This is a genomic window from Vibrio sp. 10N.222.47.A9, from assembly GCF_963872585.1.
In the GTDB taxonomy this organism is placed as follows: Bacteria; Pseudomonadota; Gammaproteobacteria; order Enterobacterales; family Vibrionaceae; genus Vibrio; species Vibrio splendidus.
This window is the reverse complement of record NZ_CAWNBB010000025.1, coordinates 1-23,208: the sequence shown is the minus strand read 5'-3', so window position 1 is coordinate 23,208 and position 23,208 is coordinate 1. Positions and strand designations below refer to the sequence as shown.

Annotated in this window: 20 protein-coding genes and 1 pseudogene; 10 read left to right on the top strand and 11 right to left on the bottom strand. The window is 40.7% G+C overall.

Annotated elements, in window-relative coordinates:
- A partial coding sequence (locus AACT19_RS06755; protein ID WP_207551955.1) for a DUF7146 domain-containing protein occupies positions 1 to 763 on the top strand: 763 nt, incomplete at its 5' end.
- Positions 764 to 781: 18 nt separating this feature from the next.
- Here AACT19_RS06755 and AACT19_RS06750 read toward each other — a convergent pair.
- Entirely contained in the window at positions 782 to 1,141 is a 360-nt protein-coding gene (locus tag AACT19_RS06750; RefSeq protein ID WP_017083844.1) for a hypothetical protein, read from the bottom strand.
- Between the two features lie 848 nt (positions 1,142 to 1,989).
- On the opposite strand from AACT19_RS06750, the gene AACT19_RS06745 reads away from it, so the two are divergent.
- The 4 genes from AACT19_RS06745 to AACT19_RS06730 all read left to right on the top strand — a co-directional run bounded on the left by AACT19_RS06745 (position 1,990) and on the right by AACT19_RS06730 (position 6,347).
- Positions 1,990 to 2,676: a 2OG-Fe dioxygenase family protein gene (locus AACT19_RS06745; protein WP_076645811.1), complete on the top strand. Its 687-nt coding sequence runs from the start codon at positions 1,990 to 1,992 to the stop codon at positions 2,674 to 2,676.
- Positions 2,677 to 3,020: 344 nt separating this feature from the next.
- Entirely contained in the window at positions 3,021 to 3,929 is a 909-nt protein-coding gene (locus AACT19_RS06740; protein ID WP_083717869.1) for an ATP-grasp domain-containing protein, read from the top strand.
- 7 nt (positions 3,930 to 3,936) lie between these two features.
- Positions 3,937 to 5,352 (top strand): FAD/NAD(P)-binding protein, encoded by a 1,416-nt coding sequence (locus AACT19_RS06735; RefSeq protein ID WP_076645809.1) that lies wholly within the window; start codon positions 3,937 to 3,939, stop codon positions 5,350 to 5,352.
- Complete coding sequence (locus tag AACT19_RS06730; protein WP_076645807.1) at positions 5,343 to 6,347, top strand: AbrB family transcriptional regulator; 1,005 nt, start codon at positions 5,343 to 5,345, stop codon at positions 6,345 to 6,347. Before AACT19_RS06735 ends, AACT19_RS06730 begins: the two co-directional genes overlap by 10 nt.
- A gap of 562 nt (positions 6,348 to 6,909) precedes the next feature.
- Here the strand turns inward: AACT19_RS06730 and AACT19_RS06725 are convergent.
- From AACT19_RS06725 to AACT19_RS06700, 6 genes are all read right to left on the bottom strand, one after another.
- Entirely contained in the window at positions 6,910 to 10,137 is a 3,228-nt protein-coding gene (locus AACT19_RS06725; RefSeq protein ID WP_076645805.1) for a type I restriction endonuclease subunit R, read from the bottom strand.
- The gene (locus AACT19_RS06720; RefSeq protein ID WP_076645803.1) at positions 10,134 to 11,282 is read right to left on the bottom strand and encodes a DUF4268 domain-containing protein; all 1,149 of its coding nucleotides are present in this window, start codon (positions 11,280 to 11,282) and stop codon (positions 10,134 to 10,136) included. The genes AACT19_RS06725 and AACT19_RS06720 overlap by 4 nt, the downstream gene beginning before the upstream one ends.
- Positions 11,283 to 11,357: 75 nt before the next feature.
- Positions 11,358 to 11,807 carry a type II toxin-antitoxin system death-on-curing family toxin gene (locus AACT19_RS06715; RefSeq protein WP_016792314.1) on the bottom strand — a complete coding sequence of 150 codons (450 nt, stop codon included), beginning with the start codon at positions 11,805 to 11,807 and terminating at the stop codon, positions 11,358 to 11,360.
- Positions 11,807 to 12,829, bottom strand: a complete 1,023-nt coding sequence (locus AACT19_RS06710) for a DNA-binding protein (protein ID WP_076645801.1) — start codon at positions 12,827 to 12,829, stop codon at positions 11,807 to 11,809. The genes AACT19_RS06715 and AACT19_RS06710 overlap by 1 nt, the downstream gene beginning before the upstream one ends.
- Positions 12,826 to 14,121 carry a restriction endonuclease subunit S gene (locus tag AACT19_RS06705; protein WP_076645799.1) on the bottom strand — a complete coding sequence of 432 codons (1,296 nt, stop codon included), beginning with the start codon at positions 14,119 to 14,121 and terminating at the stop codon, positions 12,826 to 12,828. Before AACT19_RS06705 ends, AACT19_RS06710 begins: the two co-directional genes overlap by 4 nt.
- Positions 14,111 to 15,814, bottom strand: coding sequence for a type I restriction-modification system subunit M (locus AACT19_RS06700; protein WP_076645797.1), 1,704 nt, complete (start codon positions 15,812 to 15,814; stop codon positions 14,111 to 14,113). The genes AACT19_RS06705 and AACT19_RS06700 overlap by 11 nt, the downstream gene beginning before the upstream one ends.
- Positions 15,815 to 15,924: 110 nt before the next feature.
- Between AACT19_RS06700 and AACT19_RS06695 the strand changes: the two are divergent.
- The 3 genes and pseudogenes from AACT19_RS06695 (at position 15,925) to AACT19_RS06685 (ending at position 17,826) form a co-directional block, all read left to right on the top strand.
- Positions 15,925 to 16,548 (top strand): annotated as a pseudogene (locus tag AACT19_RS06695) (tyrosine-type recombinase/integrase).
- 126 nt (positions 16,549 to 16,674) lie between these two features.
- Positions 16,675 to 17,334, top strand: coding sequence for a hypothetical protein (locus AACT19_RS06690; RefSeq protein ID WP_076645795.1), 660 nt, complete (start codon positions 16,675 to 16,677; stop codon positions 17,332 to 17,334).
- A gap of 141 nt (positions 17,335 to 17,475) precedes the next feature.
- Complete coding sequence (locus tag AACT19_RS06685; RefSeq protein WP_076645793.1) at positions 17,476 to 17,826, top strand: hypothetical protein; 351 nt, start codon at positions 17,476 to 17,478, stop codon at positions 17,824 to 17,826.
- 182 nt (positions 17,827 to 18,008) lie between these two features.
- Here AACT19_RS06685 and AACT19_RS25510 read toward each other — a convergent pair whose 3' ends face one another.
- Positions 18,009 to 18,146: a zinc ribbon-containing protein gene (locus tag AACT19_RS25510; protein ID WP_016788349.1), complete on the bottom strand. Its 138-nt coding sequence runs from the start codon at positions 18,144 to 18,146 to the stop codon at positions 18,009 to 18,011.
- A gap of 345 nt (positions 18,147 to 18,491) precedes the next feature.
- On the opposite strand from AACT19_RS25510, the gene AACT19_RS06680 reads away from it, so the two are divergent.
- Together AACT19_RS06680 and AACT19_RS06675 are read left to right on the top strand one after the other, a co-directional pair.
- Positions 18,492 to 18,926 (top strand): hypothetical protein, encoded by a 435-nt coding sequence (locus AACT19_RS06680; RefSeq protein WP_016788348.1) that lies wholly within the window; start codon positions 18,492 to 18,494, stop codon positions 18,924 to 18,926.
- 150 nt (positions 18,927 to 19,076) lie between these two features.
- Complete coding sequence (locus AACT19_RS06675; protein ID WP_016788347.1) at positions 19,077 to 19,394, top strand: hypothetical protein; 318 nt, start codon at positions 19,077 to 19,079, stop codon at positions 19,392 to 19,394.
- Between the two features lie 215 nt (positions 19,395 to 19,609).
- On the opposite strand, the gene AACT19_RS06670 is transcribed toward AACT19_RS06675, so the two are convergent.
- From AACT19_RS06670 to AACT19_RS06660, 3 genes are all read right to left on the bottom strand, one after another.
- Positions 19,610 to 21,367, bottom strand: coding sequence for a hypothetical protein (locus tag AACT19_RS06670; protein ID WP_048613855.1), 1,758 nt, complete (start codon positions 21,365 to 21,367; stop codon positions 19,610 to 19,612).
- Positions 21,368 to 21,695: 328 nt separating this feature from the next.
- The gene (locus tag AACT19_RS06665) at positions 21,696 to 22,991 is read right to left on the bottom strand and encodes a site-specific integrase (protein ID WP_076645791.1); all 1,296 of its coding nucleotides are present in this window, start codon (positions 22,989 to 22,991) and stop codon (positions 21,696 to 21,698) included.
- On the bottom strand, positions 22,988 to 23,208 hold a 221-nt coding region (locus AACT19_RS06660; RefSeq protein WP_165689840.1), incomplete at its 5' end, for a tyrosine-type recombinase/integrase. The genes AACT19_RS06660 and AACT19_RS06665, both read right to left, overlap by 4 nt.

Below are 23,208 nucleotides of genomic sequence, written 5' to 3'. Positions count from 1 at the left end.
TTTAATTACGCAACAAAGCCTCAATAACATTGAAAATAACCAGGTTAAGTTCCACCCAGCGGTCTATTCATCCGAAGATAGATCTCTTCATCCTGCGATGTTAACCAACATCCACAATAAAGAAGGTGAAACCAAAGCCATTGAAGTGACCTATTTAGACACTCAAGGCAATAAAGACACCTCCCTAGACATTAATCCAAGAACCCTAGGCACAAAGTCCAAACAATTAACCCAATTCCATCAAGGAGAGAATTTAAACACCACCATCATCAGTACCTCAATTGAACACTCGTTTTTAATTCGAGACCAAACCCAAGGGCAGATTGACATTATCAATGTCAATCATAAGAACGACATTCAAAACATCTCCACCGATGAACTGAGACAGAACATCATTATTGTATTAAATCACGGCAACCACGATTTAAACCCGAACAACATTGAGAAAATCGTCGAGAACTTTAATGGACGAGACATTCAATTCATGTCAGACGATAATCTTAAAGAGGACATTAAATCGTGCATTAACAAATTAGAGCGAGATAACAGCGCACATAACCTTGAATTAAATGAGACGCACACTTCTCATCAAGAGAGCGAATTAGACACCCTCAACTATAATGAGAAAAAAGAAACCGACAGCCAATCACTCGACCACTTTGAGCCAAAAGAATATTCACCTCAACAAGAAATGGAATTTAATCACTCAGAGAAAGAGAGTCAGTGGGAAGACAGAGAAATCGACAGAGAGTTAGAGCGATAATAAAAGGGTAGCCAATGGCTACCCTTTTTTTTCGCCTTCAAGATATTCATCGACGCTTTTATCAACCAAAGCGGTGTTGGATTTTCTTTGCTCAATCGAATCCGCTTTATTCTTATAATACCCCTCCCCATCAAAGCTATGCGCCAAATTTAAATTTAGCACGCCTTGTACCTGCCTAACTCTACGATACGTTTCTTCCATCAACTCACGGTTCGACGGCCTTTCATCGTCACTGTCATTCAGTTTAATACGCAATGCCAATGTCAAAAGCTGACGAATCGCATCAGCATCAGTTAAACCTTCTCTCTTTTTAAACTTGCGAAAATCTTGCTCTAGCGGCCCCTTGATTGTGGCTTGTAATACTGTGCTTCTCGCCATTTTTAGATTTTCTCCCACCAAATTTGGTTAATACGATTTAATGTACATTTAAATACGATACCATATTATCACAACCTAACAATCGCTCACAAACAAAGCCAGAAAAGGGCTAAATTGAAATCAAATACAAATACACTCACTTTCAAATCAAATAGCCTGTAAACCTTACCATGCATGGGTTAAATGGATATTAAATACATTTAACATATTTTTAAATACGATTTCAGCGGCTAATTAGTTGAGATTTTGAAAATTTTTTACACTCTACTCCCCCTTTATCATTAAATATAACTTTTTGTTTTTATTGTCTTTATATCCTTAACAGACAACCATTCGCATTGAAATCAATGCGCCGTGGTGTGTGGGTTGAGATTAAGGGAGACAGGGCCACCTTGTTAAACGATTACATAATTTGTGCTTTCTCTAAGACTTTATATTATTAGGTAAAGTTGCCCATATTAAAAGGGGTTGGGGTGAAAAATGGATCACACTACTAAAAAATCACAACACCGTTTAGGAATTCAGGGCCATTCGTAAAACGAAATAACAGTGAAATCTGACTTTAGAAAGGCGATATTGTATCCGTCATTCCGCCCCCAATTTAATAATTAAAATAGTGTTATCCAGCATTCATTTATCAGTAAAAAACGACACTATCTTGACCGCGAGCGGCAGTTTTGATCTTTTATTGGCTTTGATGTGATGAACACACCTCCCTAAAAATTAATTATATTAATTTAATTCCTTTAAAATCCAATCAGATTTACAGTACGATGAAGGGTTCTTACCTGATATTTAAATAGAAGCACAAATTATAGATTAATTTTTTAGATACAAGGTGTATTTAAATGGCGTTCATCGAAGAAATAAAAATACCTCATAGCAACCCCAAAAACAAAGAGTTCTACCAATGGAATATAGCTAATATTATCGAATCTTCCCCTAATTACTTATCGCTCAAAGAAACGTTTGAGTGCTTAGTAGACGACCCCTATTTACAGACAGTGGCGATATTTAGAAAGCGACGTTACTCGATCTGTAAATTCATTAATGGACAGTTCCATTGGGTCGACTCTCCTCCAGTATTTCATCAGGCTCAATTTATTAATTCATATGCTGGAGGTATAAAAAGAAAATTTAAAAGCATAAGCAGTCAAGCAAAAATTTTTAGTGAAAAAATAATTATCCCAATATTGATGAAATATCTATCTAAGAATGAGGCACACATTGGCGTTCATCAAATTCGAATCACTGCTAATGATGACTATAACGGCCTTCCCGCACCTGAAGGTCCTCATCAAGATGGGTTCGACTTCGTCTGTACCCTTTGTATCGACAAGCGCAATATTGCAGGTGGTAACTCAATAGTCCTAAGTGAGGGTGACATAGTTGTGAACAAACAGCTAAACATTGGTGATCTGCTGATTATTGATGATAAACATTTTTACCATTATGTTTCTCCAATAGTCCCTCTTCTTCCCGGCGAGGCACACAGAGACATGTTCATTTTTACGATCAACTGTAAGGGAAATTAAATGAAGCAACTCATCTTGTTAGCCCCACCGAAAATATTACTGCAACACTCTGTTAAATCTTGGATAAAAAGTATTGGCCATGATGCATTATCTATTCTTGTGCTAATAAAAAGAAGGAATTAGAAAACCATTTTCAAAACGAAATCGAGATCCATTTATATCAAGACTTTAGTAACAATTCTTTAGTCGAACTTGATGTTTATCATAGAGCCTTAAAGTTATCGGCCCCTAGAGTAGCTGCACTTGCTGAAATTGATCTTGAGAGAGCTGCTAGATTAAATGACAAACTTGGGGTAACGCAGGGCTGTTCGCAGAGAATAATCTATTTCAGAGATAAGTATAAGATGAAATCACTTGCTCAAGACAATGGAGCTTTGATCCCAGCAATGTCGCGAGTACATAACGCAATAGAACTCGCTATCTTCATAGAACAATATGGTTACCCTGTTGTTATAAAGCCTTGTGATGGGCGCGGTTCTAATGGCGTTGAAATTTTAAGCAATGAGGGACAACTCAAAGCGTATCTGTTAAGGGCCAAAACGACGAAGTTTTTCAATCTAATGGTAGAGCAATTCATCCAGGGAGAACACTATCAAGTTAATGGACTTATCATTAATGCTAATCCCGTTGTTATCTCGACCAGTAAAGCCTTGGTTTCTTGTTTAGATTTTTTGTCTGGAGCAGTATTTGGATTACAGATGGTTGATCCAAACTCATCTTTGGCAAAAAAAATCAAAGCCTATACTGAATGGCTAATATTTGATGTTTTGCCTTCTGAGAAAACTTTTTTGTTCCACCTAGAAGTATTTGTAACAAAAGATGGCCAAATTATTCTTGGAGAAATCGCTGCTCGTCTCGGAGGTTGTTTCGTCAATGAAGAATTGAAAGAAGCGTGGGGAATAAATTTGAGAATGTCATATCTATCAGCTCTAAGAAACTCAAAACAAGATATCCCAACAATCGATACCCATAAAAAATTGGTCGGCCAGCTGCTCGTTCCGCCCCGAGAAGGCATCTTGTTGGCGGCTCCAGAGACCTGTGATTTAGATTATGTTCTTAAGTACAAACTTTCAGGTTCTGTTTCCCAAAATCATACAACGATGTCATTCACCAATGGCGAGATTATGAGCGCCATTATAAAAGGGGACACAGAAAACGAGGTCAAAGAAAACCTGTCATCACTTAATCAATGGTTCAACGAGCAATCCGAATGGGAAAGTGAAATCAACTCTATAAAACCAGCAACGAGATAAAATTATCATGAAGTTAGCGATTATTGGAAGTGGTTATACTGGGACCTCACTCTTCTCAAGGCTCGAAACCATTTTCACCTCAAATCATTCGTGCATTAACATCGATATGTACGATAGAGCCAATGAAGCTGGTACAGGTCTAGCCTATCAGAAAGATATCAGCTCTAACATTTTGAATAGACCAGCAAAAGCCATGTACATGAATAACAAAAATGACTTTCTTCGTTGGGCAATGTCTTCGTATCCAAATAGTCTAGAAATAACCCCAGAGTCCTTCTTACAACGTTCTTTATTTGGTGATTTTTTAAAAGAAAAGTTGCTTGAGAATATTGAACGCTATAGAGCTTTAGGTTGCCGAATCACAACAATAGCTCTTCAAGTTGAAAATATTCGTAAGACTGAATCCGGTTGGTGCGTAGTCACAAAAAACAACAAAAAGGTTTATGATGCGGTCTTTCTCTGTACAGGAACTAGTGTGGAGGCTGACCCTTACCGGCTTATAGGAACTCTAAGATACCTTTCTAATCCTTATCCAATTAATCGCTTGGGTTCATTGACAGGAAGAGTAGGAATATTAGGGAGTAGACTTACCGCTTATGATGTAGCTTTAGGGCTTAATTATTCTAAGGTGACTCATGCGAAAATGCTTTCACGAGCCTCAGATAGACCTAGACCTGTAACCCGTTATCATGACATTGAACTTAAGTACCTCTCACCTGAAAGTACAGAAGCATTCATCAATTCAAGAGACACAATAACACTTGAATCAGTGCTCAATCTCATTAATAGAGAGTTACGCCATCAGGGAATAGAACTAACCATATTTCAGCTAGCCTCCGCCGAGCACCTTGTAAACGGAGACCTAGTAACTAGTGTGCTAACAGCTGCTAACTACTCCTTGTCTCGGCTATGGCAAAACCTCTCCCGCAGTTCGAGAAGTAGATTAATGGGTACTTTCCAAACTCGCTGGGCAAATATGCGAGTCCCAGTCTCCCTGCAAAATCATGCTGCCATTGAGGCGCTTATAGAAAGAGGTAAGGTCTCGCACAGCAAGGGAATTACTAATGTATCATTTTACAATGGTCAATATTGTGTGGAGACAGATAAAGAAAAGTACTTCTTTGATTTCATCATCAATGCTACAGGGATACGACGTTCACTCGATAGAAGTAATCCGGTACTTGATAGCCTGCTAAGTCGGAAACTAGCAAAAGAAAATCAATATGGAGGAATCAATGTTTGTCCATCAACTTGTTCTGTTCTTTCCGAAACTGGTGAAATTCAAATGGGCTTGTATGCTCTTGGTCAGATAACTTGTGGTGATTTTTACATGGTCAATAACATAGATGTGATTAATAACCAAATCTCCACTTTATTGTCATCTTTCAAGCTGAAAAAAGGGGAAACCAAAACATGTATCTAGCCTCATTCATAGCTTTGGTTGGCTCGCTCTTATTTACATATTTCGAGATACCACTAGGTGCAATGTTCGGTGCCCTGATTGCTCTTTTGTTAACGTCAAAAGCAGGGTTTACTCTAGCTCTTCCCAAAAGCACATTGACTGGAGTACAGTTAATCCTTGGTGCTACAGTGGGCTCAATAGTCCCTGTACAGACTCTTTCCAAGGGTTATCCGATATTACTTTTTGTGGGACTCGTCCTTTGTATGTCAGCACAAGTTCTCACCTCGTATCTCTGGCTTTCTAAGCGAGAGAAATGGTCAAAATATGAAAGCCTACTTGGGGCGGTCCCGGGAGCGATGGCCGCGGTTCTTGTCATTAATGAAAATCACAATTCACCTTCTAGTAAAGTAATTTTCACTCACACAGTTCGACTCATTTTCTTAATCATAGCTTCCGCTCTTCTTGTCTCAACGGACAACTCACCAGTTCCTGGGCCGGCTATTTCCTTAGACAACCTTTGGATACTTATACCACTTTTCCTCGCCTACTTTTCAGGTTTACTTCTCGATAAAATTGGTACTCCAGCACCGTATATGGTGACTGGGATGTTAGCAACTATGTTTGTGAACTCTGAGTTACCGTCATACAACTTTCTTGTCCCGACAGAGCTTGTTTTTATTGCAACATCCGCTCTAGGGGCATTAATTGGGATTCGTCTAAAAGATATAACCGTTGTAGATATCTTCTCTTATGCGCGAGCTGGAATTATTGCTACAACGTTAAGTCTTACAGTCACAGTTGTTTTTGCATATATATTCAGTAAGCTAATTGATAAGGAGTTCATAGTACTCTTGATGTCGTGGGTTCCGGGCAGTGTGGAGTCTATGACTGTCGCTGCCATTCATCTTGGGCTAGAGCCTGCATTAATAATGCTTAGTCATATCATTCGCATGATAATGCTTCATTCTATTCCTCTCGGCTTCAATATTTATAAGTATTTACGGAGACAATTATGAAATGGGACATTGGTGTTGGCTTAGTTTCATTAAAAAACCTCAGTTAAGATTGGTTTTTTGCTTTTTCCATTCCTAATAAGCTCTTTTCACTTAAATGCACTTAATTTACCTATTGAAAGAAATTCAATTGGAACTTCCACTCTTCAACGGTATCCAGTCTGTACTTTGTAGTATTGAAGAGCGGAGCTACGCTGCTTCTATCTAAAAACATCAGCAACAATAAAGCTTGAGAAGTACAATATCCTCTCATCATTTTTTGCTTTAAACACATTATTCATCATCGGTAAATCTATCTAATTTCTATTTAGACCGTCAACCTCCCTCGGTAATCACACCACTCCCCAAAAGTGAGCACTAAGGCGATCTTGTCCCAGAGCACGACACCCAGATCACGGTGTTTACAACACGTCTTTGGACAGAAATCATTTAGAGTCGATGGTCTAAATAACCCTCGATTTATTACTTTATGTATTCTGACCCAACCAATACCGCTATACATATGAAAATCAGTAATGAATAAATACACAAAAGGCAAGGTACTCACGCCTTGCCTTTATTCTACTTAAGCCGCATACCAACCGTCAGCCAACACCTCAGCCTGCTCCAGCACAAGCTTAATTGCTTCTTCTGCCGCATCAGGCGGGTATTTCCATCTACGCAGTAATCGACGCACAAGATTACGCATACGAGCACGAACACTATCCCTCTTTTGCCAATCAACCGTAGCTGACTTACGCAGTTGATGAGTCAGTTCAATAGCAAGCTTACGTAAGTTGTCATCACCAAGTTCTCTAACCGAGGATTCGTTGTCGACCAAGGCGCGATAGAAAGCTATTTCGTCGACCGAGAGGTTGAGCTTGTCTAGTAACTCTCCATCTTCTTGCATCTCTTTCGCCCATTGAATCAACTCTTCGATAACTTGAGCCGTTTCAATGCTGCGGTTATGATATTTTTGAAGCGTCGACATAATACGTTCAGAGTATTTCTTCTCCTGAACGACATCGTTCTTCATGCGAGCTTTAACCTCATCACGAAGTAGCTTTTCTAACAGCTCTACCGCGAGGTTCTTCTCTTTCATATTCTTAACATCTTCTAAGAACTCTTCAGAAAGAAGCCCTATATTTGGCTTATCAAGACCAACCATGGTGAAAATATCATCAACGCCATCAGCTATAACTGCATTATTTAGAATTTGCTTTAACGCTGTGTTGCGTTCTTCATCGGTGCGCTTTTTGTCTACCGTTGAATACTTGATGAAAGCCGTCTTAATCGCAGAGTAAAAAGCAATTTCGTTCTTATAACCTTGAGTTTCATCCATGGTATTACATAATGAATATGCCTTAGTTAACGCTGCCATTACATCAAGAAAGCGCCTCTTACCATCTCTTACTTGTTTGCCATTAGCATCAGTGTGAGACACCCCTGACAAATGGTTCACTGCTTCCGGGAGCAAGCGCAATGCATCCGTTTCAAAGTCTGGACGGTAATTGAATACCTTTGTATCAACGGGCGTTGCGAACATCCCTCTGATGATATCAACTTTCTCCATCAATACTGAAAACGCTTCTGCTGTATCGACAGTTGGTTGGCCCTTACCTTGGCTGTTGGTATAGGTTTTTAGTGCGTTTTTAAGTTCATTAGCGATACCGATATAATCGACAACCAAACCACCGGGTTTATCTTTGAATACTCGGTTAACACGAGCAATAGCCTGCATCAGGTTATGCCCTTTCATTGGCTTATCGATATACATGGTATGACAACAAGGTGCATCGAATCCTGTTAGCCACATGTCTCGAACGATAACGAGCTGAAGTTCATCATCAGTACCTTTGTAACGCTTCTCGAACAGCTTTTTGGTTTTCTTATCGTGGATGTGAGGCTGCATCTTTTCTTTGTCTGATGCAGAGCCAGTCATCACAATCTTGATTGCACCTTTACATGTATCTGGGTGATGCCATTCTGGTTTAATTGCAACAATAGCCTTGTAGAGATCGACACAGATTTCTCGACTCATCGAAACAATCATCGCCTTACCGGGAAATGTCGACGTTCGAGTGGTGAAGTGCTCAACCAGATCTTTTGCAACTTGTTCAATGCGAGGCTCAGCGCCTACCAACTTTTCTAATGTTGCCCATTCTGATTTTACTTTTTCGCGATCTGCTGTTTCTTCATCTTCACCGATTTCATCTTCAACTTTATCGTTAAGTTGCTCGATTTCATCTTGGTTAATATCAAGCTTAGCAAGGCGCGATTCGTAATAGATAGGCACAGTGGCACCATCATCAACGGCATCTTGAATATCATAGATAGAGACATACTCACCAAAAACACCACGCGTGTCTTTGTCATCCATTGCGATAGGTGTCCCTGTAAAGCCAATGAATGAAGCATTAGGCAATGCGTCACGCATATACTTGGAATAGCCATAAACATACTTGTGACCCGTTACAGTGCCATTTTTGTCCTTCACTTCCACCATCTTGGACTTATTGCCATACTGGCTTCGGTGCGCCTCATCAGAAACGACCACGATATTACTTCGCTCAGACAGTCGAGGGTGCTCTGTCTCTTCATCTAATAAAGCAAACTTTTGAATCGTCGTGAAGATAATACCGCCAGATTGGCGATTTAAAAGCAGTTCACGTAACGCGTCACGATCATCCGCTTGCTGAGGTATTTGCTTTAACGTCTCTTGTGCCATCCCAAAGGTGTTGTAAAGCTGACCATCGAGATCATTTCTATCCGTCACCACCACGATCGTTGGGTTATTCATTGAGGCTTGCTGTAACAGTTTACTCGCGTAGCAAACCATAGAGATGCTTTTGCCACTACCTTGAGTATGCCAAACAACCCCAGCCTTACCACTGCCTTGCTTAATCTTTTCTAGTGCAGGGATAGTGCTCTCAAGGAAGTTACCAAAGGTATTGGCGGCACGAACCGTCGCCTCAACAGCCGCTCTCACTGCGTGGAACTGGTGATAACCTGCAATTTTCTTGATGATTTTGTCGTTGTCGGTTTCGAATAGTACAAAGTAACGAATATAATCGAGGAGTAGATCTTGCTTGAAAAAGCCACGAACTATGGTTTCTAATTGAAACTCCAATAACGGTCTATCATCCTCTGTAGCAACGGTTTTCCAAGGTAAGAATCGTTCTTTATTAGCCGTTAATGAACCAACACGAGCCGTCCAGCCATCGCTAACAATCAACGCTTCATTGAAAATAAACAGATCTGAAATTTCATCTTTGTAGGTTTGAAGTTGATTAAAGGCATTCCAAATGTCGGCATGTTCATCGGCTGGATTTTTCAACTCAATAACAGAGATGGGTAGGCCGTTAATAAACACCACAACATCAGGGCGGCGATTGCCCTTGGTGCCAGTAATTGTGAACTGATTAACAACTAGGAATTCATTGTTATCAGGCGTCGTAAAATCCATTAACTGAGCGTGAGTATGCTTTGTCTTCGATTCGCCGTCTTCAACAGCCGTGTATTCGACAGGCACCCCTTCAATCACCAACTTGTGGAAGGCGCGGTTGTTTTTAATAAGAATTGGCGTATCGGGGGAAGATACCGTGTTAACCACATCATTCAGTGCCTCTATCGGAAGCTCTGGATTGATGATTGCTAATTGATTTAATAGCCTTTGTTTTAATACCACTTGGTGGTAATCGTCACGCTCTGGAGCGTCACCATCAGGGGCAATGTCATAGCCATTCTTATAGAGATAACCTTGGTCGGTGAACCATCTAATACATTCTTGTTCTAACTGGTCTTCAGTGATCATGCCTCGGCTCCACCCTCAAAAGTAGTATTTTTTAATTTATCACTTGCCACTTGAAGTGGAGATTTAAACGCTTTTTCGAGTAAGATCATGTGCTCGACTAGCCAGTCAATCATCTCTTGCCATTGTTCTCGATCGTACCCATCAAACTCTTTTCGTAGCTGAACTCTAGATGCTTTTTTATCATCTAACCGCAACCACTCCAAAGGTTGACCAAAAGAGGATTCGATTGGATTTATCTGTTCTAGTAGCCGGTCAAACAAGAACTTATTTTCCAAACCTCCAGTACGAGTCATTTCAAGCTGAACTCGAACCTCTCTAACACCAAAGATCAAGGTAAACGGACAAGAACGAACACCAGAGCCAGCACTTAGCCAGTGATCTTTGCTTGGATTGATATTGTTGAACAAATCGCATTGGCTACCCTTCATGGATTCTAATGCTCTCTCCCAAAAGGCCATTCGGATTCGGTGTCGATTCTTAAGTTCTGCTTCTGTGTTCTTTTCTTCAGCTTCTTTGGCATTCATTCCAATCATCAATTCCTTAGCTTCAGGAGTCGGAATGATCTGCTCAACGTTAAGAAAAAGATCTTCAGCCATTGAATAAGGCGTCACTTTAAAGCATTGAACCTGAATGCCGTGATTCAATAACCACAATGCCGTACTTGTTACTTCTTTTCTAAAGTTGGCTGCAACTAACATCAAGCGTTGATTCATACCAGAGTTAAGAACGACTTCACTCAAATCAGGAGCATCTAGAAATTCACATAATTGAGATTTTGCATCACCACCACCGCAATACTTAATTAGATAGCCCTGATAAATATCGACAATTTGTGACTTGGTTAGATTAGAACAATAAGACGCATATTTAAGAGCCTGCCACATGACATCACGACCAGTATCATCAAGCTTGTTTTCTATAATGATAAGGTTCCCGTCTTTATCCATAGCTAATAGATCAAGGCGCTCTCTCGTATCATCAAACCCATCGAATTCTTTTTGAATGATAAGTAGCTCTTCACCTAAAGCGTCTGGTTGGTTCGCTAGCCATTCTTGCAGGTGATCACGTTCTCGAAAACCAAGATCACTAAAACGTTTAGTTTCTATTCTTGAAATTCGGTTGGATTCCTTATCAATTTTAAACACGTCTTAATGTCCTTATTTTAAACGTCTAACACTTTGTCTAACTCGATTTCGCCGGAAAGCAATTTAGGAGAAACATCATTCATGGTGATTTTCCTCTGTAGCAGTGACGATCTTGAGCTTCAATGCTTCTGAATAGTCATCCTCCATAATGATTGAAGTAATGATCTCTTGTAACAGCTCTTTCTCTATTTTGTTTTCAGCAACCCACACGACAATGTTTTCCATTTCTAATACAAATTTCTTGAGGCAATAGTCATAGCCATTCAGCTCAAGAAAGTAAGCACCTAGAACTAAGCTAGAACGCTTATTGCCGTCGTTGAATGCATGAAATTTATTTATTGAGAAAACGAGATGAGTCAGCTTTTCCTCAAGGCTTGGGTAGTACAAGTCGTTTTGAATATGTTCAAGCACACTCTCTAGCTGACCGGTATTTTTAGTGCCAGATAAACCACCACTGTTATCTATTATCCAATCATGAGTTATAACTGCATGCTCAACATCAAAATAAAACAAAGGTAACGTCATTAGCGATCCTTCAAGCGTTTAAGCACATCTAGCGTTCTTGTATCTTTCAACTGCTCTTCGAGAGAACGGCTTTTTTCGCCAAGAAACTTCTCAAAGTCGCTTTGAGGCACTGATTGCACATAGTGCTCTAAGCGTTGGTGTAAAGCAGAACGGAACCCCAGATCTCTGCTCGCCATTTTGGTTCTCGCATCTTCGATTTGAGGCTTCAGGTAAGGAGTTTTACTCGCTTTCTCAATGATTGCGTCAAGCTCTACGGGCAATAACTTTCGACCTGTGGCTTGAAATTTTTGCTCCAGTTCCTCTGCAAGGCCATGTTCAAAACTGGCAATAACATTAAGAACTTCACTATACATAGTGTCGCGCGTCTTATCTTTGTCTGCTAATTTCAAAACTTGTTTATACTCAGCCGCATTTCCTAAAAACACAACTTGATAAATTTTGTCCGTATAAATCGCGTACTTGTGATTACCCATTTCCAGATAATCTCTTAGCGCATTAGTAAATTGTTTTCTATAGCTTTCTTCTTGAAAAGAAGACGGCAAGTAATCCTGATCTCTTTGGTTGACATACTTAGTCTGTCCACCTGCTTTTTGAGCAATGACATCAATAACAATATCCAAGATTCGACTACGTATCGCCCTTGCTCGTTCGCTTTCTGTGACCAGCATTGTTAAGTTAAGAAAAGCTTTAAAATCAAACAAGCCTAAACTCGACGCTTTAGGGTCAATCATGCGACCGACATTGCTGTCACCCGCATAACATAACTTCATGTTTTTTAAAGTTTTCCCCTTAATTACTTGATAGCCATTTGCTTTAAGTTCGCCGTCATCTTTAGCCAAATATCTTTCAACAGTTCTTTCATCAATGGCGAGTAAACCCGCAACATGAGCTTTAGTGAAAACAATTTCACCTTCTAACACTAAACCTGCTAAATCTAAGTGCTCTTCAAGCTGAGACAGAGCGAATTTATTATTTAAAATATTCTGTCTTGCTACCATTGATGTAGTTAACTCAAGGTTCATGCTAAAGCTCCTGTTAAGTTGTTTTCTTCCTCTAATTTTATCTCACCAGACAATAGTTTCGGAAGCAACGTATCGCGAAGAGTAGAAAGCTGTTCATTTTGGCGTGCATTTGAGGTGATAGCATCGTAGAGAGGTTTCACCAATTTTTGATACGCACTTAGCACTTCGTCAGTCGGCACGACAACAGAGATAGGCTTGAAGCTCTTCTTACTGATTTCGGCGAAAGTGCTACCACTAGCGCGTTGTTTAATCTCATCCATACGATGAACACACCACTGTAGAACAAACTCCGGTGGTAACTGTTTCTCGCACTTCATCGCAATATAACCTTGGTTAATCGCCATCGGTACTTTAGCTAGTGCAAGATAGCCAACTGGTGCACGAGAAGATAACAAAACCGTATCTATAGGAAGTAGCCCTGAACTAATTTTTCTCAAACCAGCTTCAGTAACTTTGCTCGCCGTATCAAGTAACACTTTATCTTGGACACCAGAAAGGTCTTTTGGTGACGTCCAATGAATATCACCATCTACCCAAAAATCATCAATCTTTTTAGATGGAGTTCCACCTCCGACAACTGTTACTTCATCACCGATCTCAGACTGTATCCAGCCTTCAGGTAGGCCTGTTTCGCTAACTAGCTTTTCTGGGAATAGCGAGGCAGTGGCAGCATCTATTCCTTCAGGTTGCTCACCATTCATTTTGGCTTTGACTGGCTCGAAGTCGACAAACCATGACTTAAAGATAGCTTGTGCCACCTGTTCTAGGATTTTGTTTGTTTCAGAGTTAAGATCAATTTTATCATCTAGATTCCCAAGGACTTCTGACACTTTATTTTCCATGTGCCCATCTAACCTTGGAATCTCCATATTTCGAATAGCTTTTAGACTCAAAGTAGGCTGAGCAGCACCTGCTACAGCCTCACTCATTTTTTGGCGACCATATTTTGAATTTAAAACATAGTAAATATATCGTTTATTGATATGAGGTATTATTGCTGCTGTATTCTGACCTAAGCAGAAATCAACAGCCCCCACATAGGACGTATCACCAAAATTAGCGCCAACCCTTGTAATAATGATGTCATCTTTTTTAGGTGAATATTTTTTTGAATACTCTTTATAGACTTCTTCTGAGACCCTACGAGTACCATCAAGTTTTAAAATTCCATAATTAAGATCTACACACCTAACCATTGGAATTCCAGTATCAGAATACTTGGGTGTTTTATGCAAGGAGTCAATAACATCAGCGATTTCGTTTAAGGGTTGGTATTTAACATCAAAGTTCATAACCCAGCCCCGCTAGGTTTCTCTTAATTTCGGCTTCTAGCGTCGCCGACTGTGCAAACTGTTCACTCAACTTAGAAGTCAAAATCATCATTTTTTCAGCGAAAGGGACGCCATCATCTTCTTCTTCAGCAGCGCCGACATAACGTCCCGGAGTGAGAACAAAGTCATGCTTAGTAATTTCTTCTAGCGTCGCTGATTTACAGAAGCCAGCTTGATCTTCATAAGCCATACCATGGACTTCTTCACCTGTTTTCCAAGCATGGAATAAGTCAGCTACTTTCTTTATGTCATCAAAACTAAAGTCACGAAGTACACGGTCTTTCATAAAACCAAGGTTACGCGCATCGATAAATAACACTTCGCCTTTACGGCCACGTAGCTTACGACCCGCTTTATCAACGCGAGGGTTTTTATTTTTAGTTAAAAACCAAACACAGGCTGGAATTTGAGTATTAGTGAAAAGTTGACCGGGAAGCGCAACCATACATTCAATGAGATCATTCTCAACAAGAGTTCGACGAATATCACCTTCAGTGTTAGCTGTAGAACTCATAGAGCCATTTGCCAACAGAAGCGCCTGAGAGCCTTCAGGTGCTAGGTGATGAAGCATGTGCTGCATCCATGCGAAGTTAGCGTTACCTGCTGGCGGTTGCCCGTATTTGAAGCGAGGATCATTATCATCAACACCCGTGTTCCACTCTTTCATGTTGAATGGCGGGTTTGCCATGATGAAATCAGCACGAAGATCTGGGTGCTGCACGTTGGTGTAGGTACTTGCAGGCTCTTTACCGAAGTCATAATCAAGACCACGGATCGCCATGTTCATAGCTGCTAGTTGCCACGTTGTATGGTTATATTCCTGACCATAAATTGAGATCTTCTGCTTCTGAGTAAGAGCATCAACCTTCTTCTCATTTGCATGACGCTCAATGAACTTCTCTGATTGTACGAAGAAACCGCCAGAACCCATTGCTGGGTCATATACACGACCTTCAAACGGTTCAATCATCTCCACAATCAGCGTTACGATTGACGCTGGCGTGTAGAACTGCCCCCCTTTTTTACCTTCCGCCAGTGCGAACTGACCAAGCATGTATTCGTATACGTGACCTAAGATGTCTTTACTGTTTAGATCAGCATGAACAAACGGAATGGTCGCAATCAGGTTGATAAGCTCATTCAGCTTAGCTTGGTCAATTTTCAGTGAAGAGTATGACTTGTTCAGTACGCCCTTCAATTTCGGGTTATCGCGCTCAATGCCTTCAAGGGCATTATCAATGAGGTGACCAACAGAAGTGATCTTCTTAGGCTTACCATTAATATCCAGTTCAGCACCGCCAATAACCAATGGGCCGTTATCTTGCAGGAACTGCCAACGAGACTCAGTAGGTAGCCAGAACACGTTTTTCTCTGTGTAGAAATCACGCTGTTCCAGTTCAATAGCAATCTCTTTTGCTAGTTCTTCTTCCGAGAAGTCAGCAGGGTCTAAGTAGTATTCATGCTCAGGGTTAGCGATGTCAGCTTTGATCTCATCCTGACGTAGCTTAAACGCATCAGAAACGTATTTAACGAAGATTAGACCCAACACTGCATGTTTGTACTGCGCGGCGTCTAGCGTTGAGCGTAGCTTGTCTGCTGCGTTCCAAAGCTTGCCTTCAAGCTCTTTCAAATACTGTTGTTCTGTTTGATTCATTAGAAGTTTTCTTGTTATAGAAATATTCTGTCAATCATACCATTGGATGCAGCATTGTCTTTGATTTCTGCCTTACTTAAAGAGCATTTTTATGAAGTAAGGAGCACATTATGGAAGCTTGGAATAAAGGAAAGCGTGTAGGTCAGAAGAAAGCCTTCAAGCTAGAAGACATTTGGCGCATCCGTATTCGACTTGAATTGGAAGAGCGCTTGTTTGAGTTAGCATTGTTTAATCTTGCCATCGACTGCAAGTTGAGATCTTGTGATTTACGTCATTTGAAAGTCCAAGATGTCAGTCGCAGTGGCTGCGTAATGTCGAGAACCATCGTTAAACAGCAGAAGACCCAGTAAGAAGTACACTTCGAGATCACCCCCAAGACTCAGCAAACATTGTCGCAGTGGATCATTCAAAACTCATTATCACCAAAAGACTACCTGTTTCCAAGTCCACGCCGTGAAGGACAACCTATCTCTTACCATTACTACACCACCATGGTTAACCGTTAGGTTACTGATATCGGGCTAGATAAAACGCAATACGGCACGCATTCACTGCGCAAAACCAAAGCTTCTTTGATCTACGCTAAGACTAAGAATCTTAGGGCTATTCAGTTACTTCTTGGTCATGCTAAGTTAGAAAGCACGATTGAATACCTTGGTGTCGAGATTGAAGATGCGCTAAGGATTTCAGAGGGTTCCTCAATGCCTAACCTACCTTGGGATCGTATTTTTTAAATAACCCACACAAAGATTTAACAATTTAAATATAGTTTCTAGCAACCATACCTTCATTTTGAGAAGCCATATTGAACGATATGCAGGTATGGGTAAACAGCAGGAAAATTAACTACGGAGTTACTAATGGCTGCTGCAAACAGTGTAGATGTTGTACTTTTAAATGGCTTGACTCGAACCCAAGTCGAAGCTGCTGATTATACAATATATGGTTTCGATTTTGGAATGGATGGCTTCTACGTAGGAATGAGTAATGATTTCGTAACTCGCTACTTTTCTCACTACCATAGTGCATGGAAAGAACATAATGATCGAGGCTGCAACAGTAACCTAAAAAAGGTTATGCGGAATTTTCCAAATAAGACATATATTATTGCAGTAGCAAAGACTCAGGCAGAGGCTAAGGCTATTAAATCAGCAGCCATGGCCTACTATGATGCCTCGCTAAATGCGGTCAGAGAGGATAAAAAGTCACACGATCTTTCTGGTTTCCAATCTATCAATAAAGAATATGGAACTTGCACTCTATATGCTCGTAAAGATACTAGCGATCAACACAGAAACTCTTCATCTGAGCGCTCGATGGTATTATGTGAGATTGTCTGGGAGCGCTCAAAGAAACGTGTAAAGTGTATCGATGGGCAATTTGAAGGACTGTATGTTCAGTGTTCTCAGAAAGAACGAGATCTTCACCCTGTTGGCGCAAAAGTCCGAGTCAATGCTGCTTTAGCCAAGGGAAAAAACCAACTTGTAGCTCCAAAAACTGACAAATTATTGGCTGTTTGATTAATCACAACAGATCTGCTTGCGAGTTACTCTACCAGTTAACTCGCTTTTGTCCCCAAACGTGGTACTGCAATACTATATTCACCAGCGGCTCTTCCATCATCTGGCATAATGAACAATCATTAATAAGGTATTGGCTATATGGACAAAATTCTCATGCGGAGCTTGGTTGTATTCTTGATAACCTTTAGTCACCCGTCTTTTTCTCAGGATGCGATAAACGATGGAAAATCAATCGCAGACAACTGTCGTGAAGTCGGTAAAACAGCACAGTATTTCATGACTTTTCGACAAATGGGAATGGAATACAACACGATGGAAGAAACCCTAAAAGGAGCCACAAAAAATGTTGATGAGTACACTAGAGGTAAAATTATTATTGGGGACGTATTTGAATACCCAATTGTTCAAGGAAAAGAAGAAAAACAACAAATGGCCACGCATTATTCAGAATATAAAGCAGGTGAGTGTTTAATGGGTTATATCAAGTAACATTGTCCAATTCTTGTCACTAAGGTGTGATAAAGACAGCTCCGCTAACTTGCTTCTGTCCCTGAGTGCTAGAAACAGGTGCTCGCAAGCACCGAAATACGCAGACTAAGACACTCTGTCCCAATCAGAGTCAAACATTATTATACGTTACTGATTGAGACAGGCTTTCAATTAATAAGACGTTATCCTTTGTAATACTCAGTGTGAGCACACTTAGGGCATGGTGGTAAAGTATCATCATGATCATCTAAGTCGACTTGTTGACCGCATTTCTTACAGGTATAACTACCTTTACCCGGTTTTTCTCCTGTTGTAGCCATCATTGCTCTCCATATATTTAATTAGACTTCGCAGTGTAGCTCAGGCTCTAGACCCGAACCAAAGTAAATATACAACTAAGCACATACATAAAAATGTGACTGAGTTCGTTTTTTAAACGTTTGCAGCACTAAGTAGCTTTTGCCCCCTAACAAATTGATTTTTTGGTAAAAAAGTCATATTTCTCTCCAAAAAAGAGTATGTTAGTGCAACCAAATACATCATTAGTGTGAACTCTATGTCAGATACGGGTTACCAAGAAACCTCTGACAACTCGAAAAAACGAAAGACTGGAACTAAGAAAGGATTTCAAACAACACCTTGTCTTACACTGTAAAGGATGACCAATGAAGAAAAGAGCATTCATATTATCTGTAATATCTATTAGCCTTTTATCTGGCTGTGTTAGTCAACCACTGACTAACGCTGAGTCAATTCCCGTTGAAGAATCAAAGATATTGGCACCTATGAGCATTAGACAGGACTTCCTTAATGCAGTAAAAACAGTCGTAAAGCGGGATAGCGGGTTTAGAGGATCTGCTTGTGACTTCACAGTTTATTTGGATGGAAAGCCAATAGTTAAATTAAGTCCTAAAGAAAAATTTGAAATGTTCTTAAAGCCAGACATATACATACTAGGAGCGCAGCCAGAAGGCAATTTATGCGCATTAGGGGTTGGTCTAACTGAAGTTGAGGCGAACCTAACCAACGGAAAAGCTGCAAATTACCGCATTGGCTACGACGAAAGCTCAGGCTTTCAAGTTTATAAAACCGCATTTTAACGATACTGAGAAAGTAGAGCAACTTTTCAGTTTTGGCGAATTTACGATCCAGAAAGTTTAGATGCCTTATTAAGCGACATATTGTTTTCAAAGTTAAAATGCATCATGTTGATGTATAAGGCGAAGTCATTCGCTGAGTAAAAAACAACTATGAAGAATATAGATTTAGCCCCACTTTACGAAGCTATTGAAAAGCACCACATAATAGATGCATGGCGCGGCAGTGTATTAAGTTCTTTCGACTCTCCAGAGGAGCACGCTAACAAAAAACTGGTTGCGGCAAAGCAATCTTTTACTCGAATGATGATGTCTTCTAAGAACAATGGTTCAACTGATTACCAGCTTTGGGCAATTAATACAGCCTTAGGTCTAAAGGTTACCCGAGGATATAGTGCACAAGCTATTGGTAAGCAGCATTGGCAGTCATGGGGAACTGACTCAAACAAACGCAGAAAGAACAAAAGTTGAAACGTTCGAAGTAGCTTAAAGTAACGTTGCAGTTCACAACTCATGAATCTAACTCGCTCCTGTCCCGTAGCGAAAGACCGCGGACGAACCAACGCTATTTCAACGAAAAAAGAAAACCACTGCTAGTTCTTCAACATCAGGTGTGAATGAAATTGAGTAATTCACCTCTAAAATGATCGCTTACAGGGCAAAAAACTTTGCCCTTACATTGAAAACTATGACTGTATGGGCATAGCATAGGCAAGTTCATGAACTAATTGTCTAAACAACGATTCTTTGCCCTCTGGGATAATTAACTGGTCTTTTCCTACGCGTTGGCACAATTTCTGTAATTTAGGTGCTGACGCTATGTTCTTTGCTATCGACTCGGTATCGCATTTCAAAAGTAAAAAACGCCCCTCTAATCGTACTGCATTCTTATTGCTCTCTAACGTTTTGAAGAGGTGCTCAATTTGAGTCGGGAAATATGGTTGTTCATCTCTTTCAGATAGGAAAGATTGTATTTCTTCTAAGTCACCACCATTTTCGAGGTGTGAGAGTATCTTGCTTGTGCATAGCTGCCAGACTTGGTCGGTAGCTTCATCCGCATAATTAGTAAGAAATACTCGCTCACTTGTAGTGGGTGGCTGCATAAACTGAACACGATACTTCGGCAATAATGCGATCGATGTTTTCGTTGATTCGGATACATCGATGTAGGTATCAACCACTCCAAGCACATAGGCTCCGAGCTTTGTAAGCCTGATATATTTTAAACCATCATAAATGGACAAATAATCTAGGTCATATTGCCCCCAACGGTCATAGTAATTATCTTGAGCGCCCTCCGGCGTTACGTAAGCTATGTCGACGATCCCTAGAGTCGCGAAATACTCCATAATTAAACAGCGAGAGTAAGCATTAGTAAGAAAGGTACCGTCATGAATGCGGCCATACGTGGAATCACCAATATACAAGCTATAGGGTTCAAACGTAATATTAAAGAATTGCCCCTCAACCGCCATTAATCTCAGATAGTCATCAAAAGAGACCCATTCTTCAGGTGGGCAAGATCGCAATGTTTCTATACAAGCATCCCTGCGGCTCAGAACATTGGTAAAATATTTCTGACCTTTTCCTTTTTGCCCTTTAATCTGATTGATACGTGAGAACTCGTCAAATTTGCTTCGATCTTTCCAGTCCAAGAAAAGCTGTTTAATGACGTCACAATGTCGTTGTTGAAGAGCGGCTTTTTTTAGGTTGATTTGCAATTCGCCCTTTGTCTCTTTGAACCATAGAGCAGCTCTTAGAATTTGAATCCAACCAAAAGCCTTTATACTTTTCGCTGATTCGTCATCAAGTGATGTTACCTTTTGATACGGTTCATTGAGTTGGTTGCACAGTTGGTTGAGCAATGTTTTAGAAGGCAGCCCAGTTTTCGGACTGACTTTTAACTTCTTAACCTTAATAGTGTTAAGAAGAACGTTAAGCTCCGCTTCCGTGTATTGTGGGGTTTCTGACGTTTCAATCTCGTCACCATCGACAATTGCCGTTGGCACAGAGAAATGTGGTGGCAATGGAACATGAGGTTTCAAAAAAGCTAATAGGTCATTAGGTATTCTGCGTGAAGATCCGTAACGGCGGTCAGGATAAAAGAACGGAGATAAAGCTTTGTCACCGTTATCTTTATCTCGACTTCGATACAACGACCAGTCTTCTGTACTAGGTGGTTCTTTTTGATATTTTGACCAGAATACGAAACCGTCCATATAACCTGCTTGATTGTGAACGGCCTCTTGCAAAGCAAGCTTCTGAACCTCTGAGAGGTGGTTCCAAATTAGCTGTAGGTTGTCTGGGTTCATCAATGCATTAAAGAGTACACTTGCAACTTCTGCTTTGCGACTGGGGATAGCACAAGAAAAGGGTAATGACTTGATACGAAACTTCAGGTCATCGACGGTGCTGTAATCAATAAGGTTTTGAAAATTATCCATGCTGTTACTAGCTCTCTTGATATCTTCAGGAGATTTTATACTACCCCCCTTAGCTCTTCTTCCTTATTTTCGAAAAAGCGTACTTTGCATGGCTTAAATAAATGCAAATTCAATGGAAAGTGTGATTTTGCTAAGGCACTTTTGTCCCGAAGCGACCTTACCAATATAAAAAGTCATTTTTACTGCATGAGTCTTGTTATCGTCACATGAGCAGGGGTTGGGTAAATTCCAGTTGTCTACGAACGCGCATGTTGATAGCCGAATATAATAATGGGCAATAATAGGATAAGCCACTCCCAAAAAGTGGCTTTATAGGGATTCAAGATAACTACCAACTCAAAAAATCCAACTCAGCTCTAATATCACTTATCTGCTCATCCGTTAATTCTGGCAAGATGTTGAATTTCCCTTTTATTGCCTTTGGTTCGGGGTTAGGTTTGTCTGCCTTCAATGCCTTTGTGGTACGTTTTCGTTTTCTGGGCTGTACTTCTTTAGGCTCGACTAATATTCCCGTTATTACCGCCCCCAGAGTATCTACTGCCTCTGTCACATGGTGCTCACTGACATGCATATAACGAAGTGTTGAAGAGATACGTTTATGACCAAGGAGCTTAGCGACCATCGGGAGCGGATAACCTTCCAGCACCGCATAACTGGCAAAAGTATGACGTAAGTCATGAATACGTACATCTGCAATATCGGCTAACACCCGTACTCTTTGCCATACCATCCCAACCTTAGTAGGCCGACTCACATAACAGCGAAGAGGTGAAAAAACATCATGACCATTAGAGTCAAAAAACTGTTTCCCTATTTCCGAAAGGAGTTTTCGAGCATCTTTACCCACATAAACCACTTTCGCCCCCGTTTTACTGTCTGGCAAATGCCATTCATCTCCTTTGATAAAGGACCATTGCAATCCCGTCACCTCTGAAATCCGACACCCCGTCAAAAGCACCAGCTTTATGACCTGACAGCAACACGCCTCAATTTCTCCCTGCTGACTAACCGTTCGTAAAGCCCCTTCAAGTCGCGATAATTCATCCAGACTTAAAAAGCGATTCAACTTCTTTTTTCGGTTCTGCTTGATACCATCGCAAGGATTTTTTAAGCAATACCCTTGTCTCTCAGCATATTTAAAAATGGAACGCAGCACATCAAGAGTGCGATTAGCCGCTCCAGCATAGCCTTGGCTTAACTCATCAAACCAACGCTGCACATGACACGAATCAATACGAGTGACGGGGTAATGCCCAAACTCTGGTAATAAGTGTTTATTTAATGCCCCTCTTGCCCCTCCCTGTGAGCTGGTTTTCCATGTTGAGCACACTTTTTGTAACCATTCACCCTGTACCAATGCATCAAAACGCATCGCCCCGATTGCCCTACTCTTATCATTACCCTGCATCAGGCTTAACGTTTTTTGACGAGCCTGACGAAGAGATAGGCTATCGACAGGCGCTATAATCTTATTGCCACCGCCTGTCTTCATGACATAAAAACGGGAAGCGTCTTTGCCTACTCGCACCCCAAACCCATATTGCTTTGTATCCCAAACAACATAAGTTTTGGGTTGGGGCAATAAATCCTTAATCTTTTTCTGAGTGAGTCTGATATAGCTCATGAGCGCATCCCCTTAGCCAAAGTCGCTGATATATGAGAGGCCGCTTTACAAGCATCCAGACTGCTTAAGTGGGCATATTTCAGCGTCGTTTCTACATCCGCGTGACCCAGTAAGCGACTAAGCACCGTCAGATTAATGTTGGATTGAATTGCAATACTGGCGTACGTGTGGCGTAAATCATGTAGGCGCACACCGCCTAACTCGGCTAAACGGCGCA

What these genes read in the sequence shown, in the direction of transcription:
- AACT19_RS06750 (WP_017083844.1), bottom strand. Translation starts at nt 1,141, where the DNA reads ATGGCGAGAAGCACAGTATTACAAGCCACAATCAAGGGGCCGCTAGAG.
- AACT19_RS06745 (WP_076645811.1), top strand. Translation starts at nt 1,990, where the DNA reads ATGGCGTTCATCGAAGAAATAAAAATACCTCATAGCAACCCCAAAAAC.
- AACT19_RS06740 (WP_083717869.1), top strand. Translation starts at nt 3,021, where the DNA reads ATGAAATCACTTGCTCAAGACAATGGAGCTTTGATCCCAGCAATGTCG.
- AACT19_RS06735 (WP_076645809.1), top strand. Translation starts at nt 3,937, where the DNA reads ATGAAGTTAGCGATTATTGGAAGTGGTTATACTGGGACCTCACTCTTC.
- AACT19_RS06730 (WP_076645807.1), top strand. Translation starts at nt 5,343, where the DNA reads ATGTATCTAGCCTCATTCATAGCTTTGGTTGGCTCGCTCTTATTTACA.
- AACT19_RS06725 (WP_076645805.1), bottom strand. Translation starts at nt 10,137, where the DNA reads ATGATCACTGAAGACCAGTTAGAACAAGAATGTATTAGATGGTTCACC.
- AACT19_RS06715 (WP_016792314.1), bottom strand. Translation starts at nt 11,807, where the DNA reads ATGACGTTACCTTTGTTTTATTTTGATGTTGAGCATGCAGTTATAACT.
- AACT19_RS06710 (WP_076645801.1), bottom strand. Translation starts at nt 12,829, where the DNA reads ATGAACCTTGAGTTAACTACATCAATGGTAGCAAGACAGAATATTTTA.
- AACT19_RS06705 (WP_076645799.1), bottom strand. Translation starts at nt 14,121, where the DNA reads ATGAACTTTGATGTTAAATACCAACCCTTAAACGAAATCGCTGATGTT.
- AACT19_RS06700 (WP_076645797.1), bottom strand. Translation starts at nt 15,814, where the DNA reads ATGAATCAAACAGAACAACAGTATTTGAAAGAGCTTGAAGGCAAGCTT.
- AACT19_RS06690 (WP_076645795.1), top strand. Translation starts at nt 16,675, where the DNA reads ATGGCTGCTGCAAACAGTGTAGATGTTGTACTTTTAAATGGCTTGACT.
- AACT19_RS06685 (WP_076645793.1), top strand. Translation starts at nt 17,476, where the DNA reads ATGGACAAAATTCTCATGCGGAGCTTGGTTGTATTCTTGATAACCTTT.
- AACT19_RS25510 (WP_016788349.1), bottom strand. Translation starts at nt 18,146, where the DNA reads ATGGCTACAACAGGAGAAAAACCGGGTAAAGGTAGTTATACCTGTAAG.
- AACT19_RS06680 (WP_016788348.1), top strand. Translation starts at nt 18,492, where the DNA reads ATGAAGAAAAGAGCATTCATATTATCTGTAATATCTATTAGCCTTTTA.
- AACT19_RS06675 (WP_016788347.1), top strand. Translation starts at nt 19,077, where the DNA reads ATGAAGAATATAGATTTAGCCCCACTTTACGAAGCTATTGAAAAGCAC.
- AACT19_RS06670 (WP_048613855.1), bottom strand. Translation starts at nt 21,367, where the DNA reads ATGGATAATTTTCAAAACCTTATTGATTACAGCACCGTCGATGACCTG.
- AACT19_RS06665 (WP_076645791.1), bottom strand. Translation starts at nt 22,991, where the DNA reads ATGAGCTATATCAGACTCACTCAGAAAAAGATTAAGGATTTATTGCCC.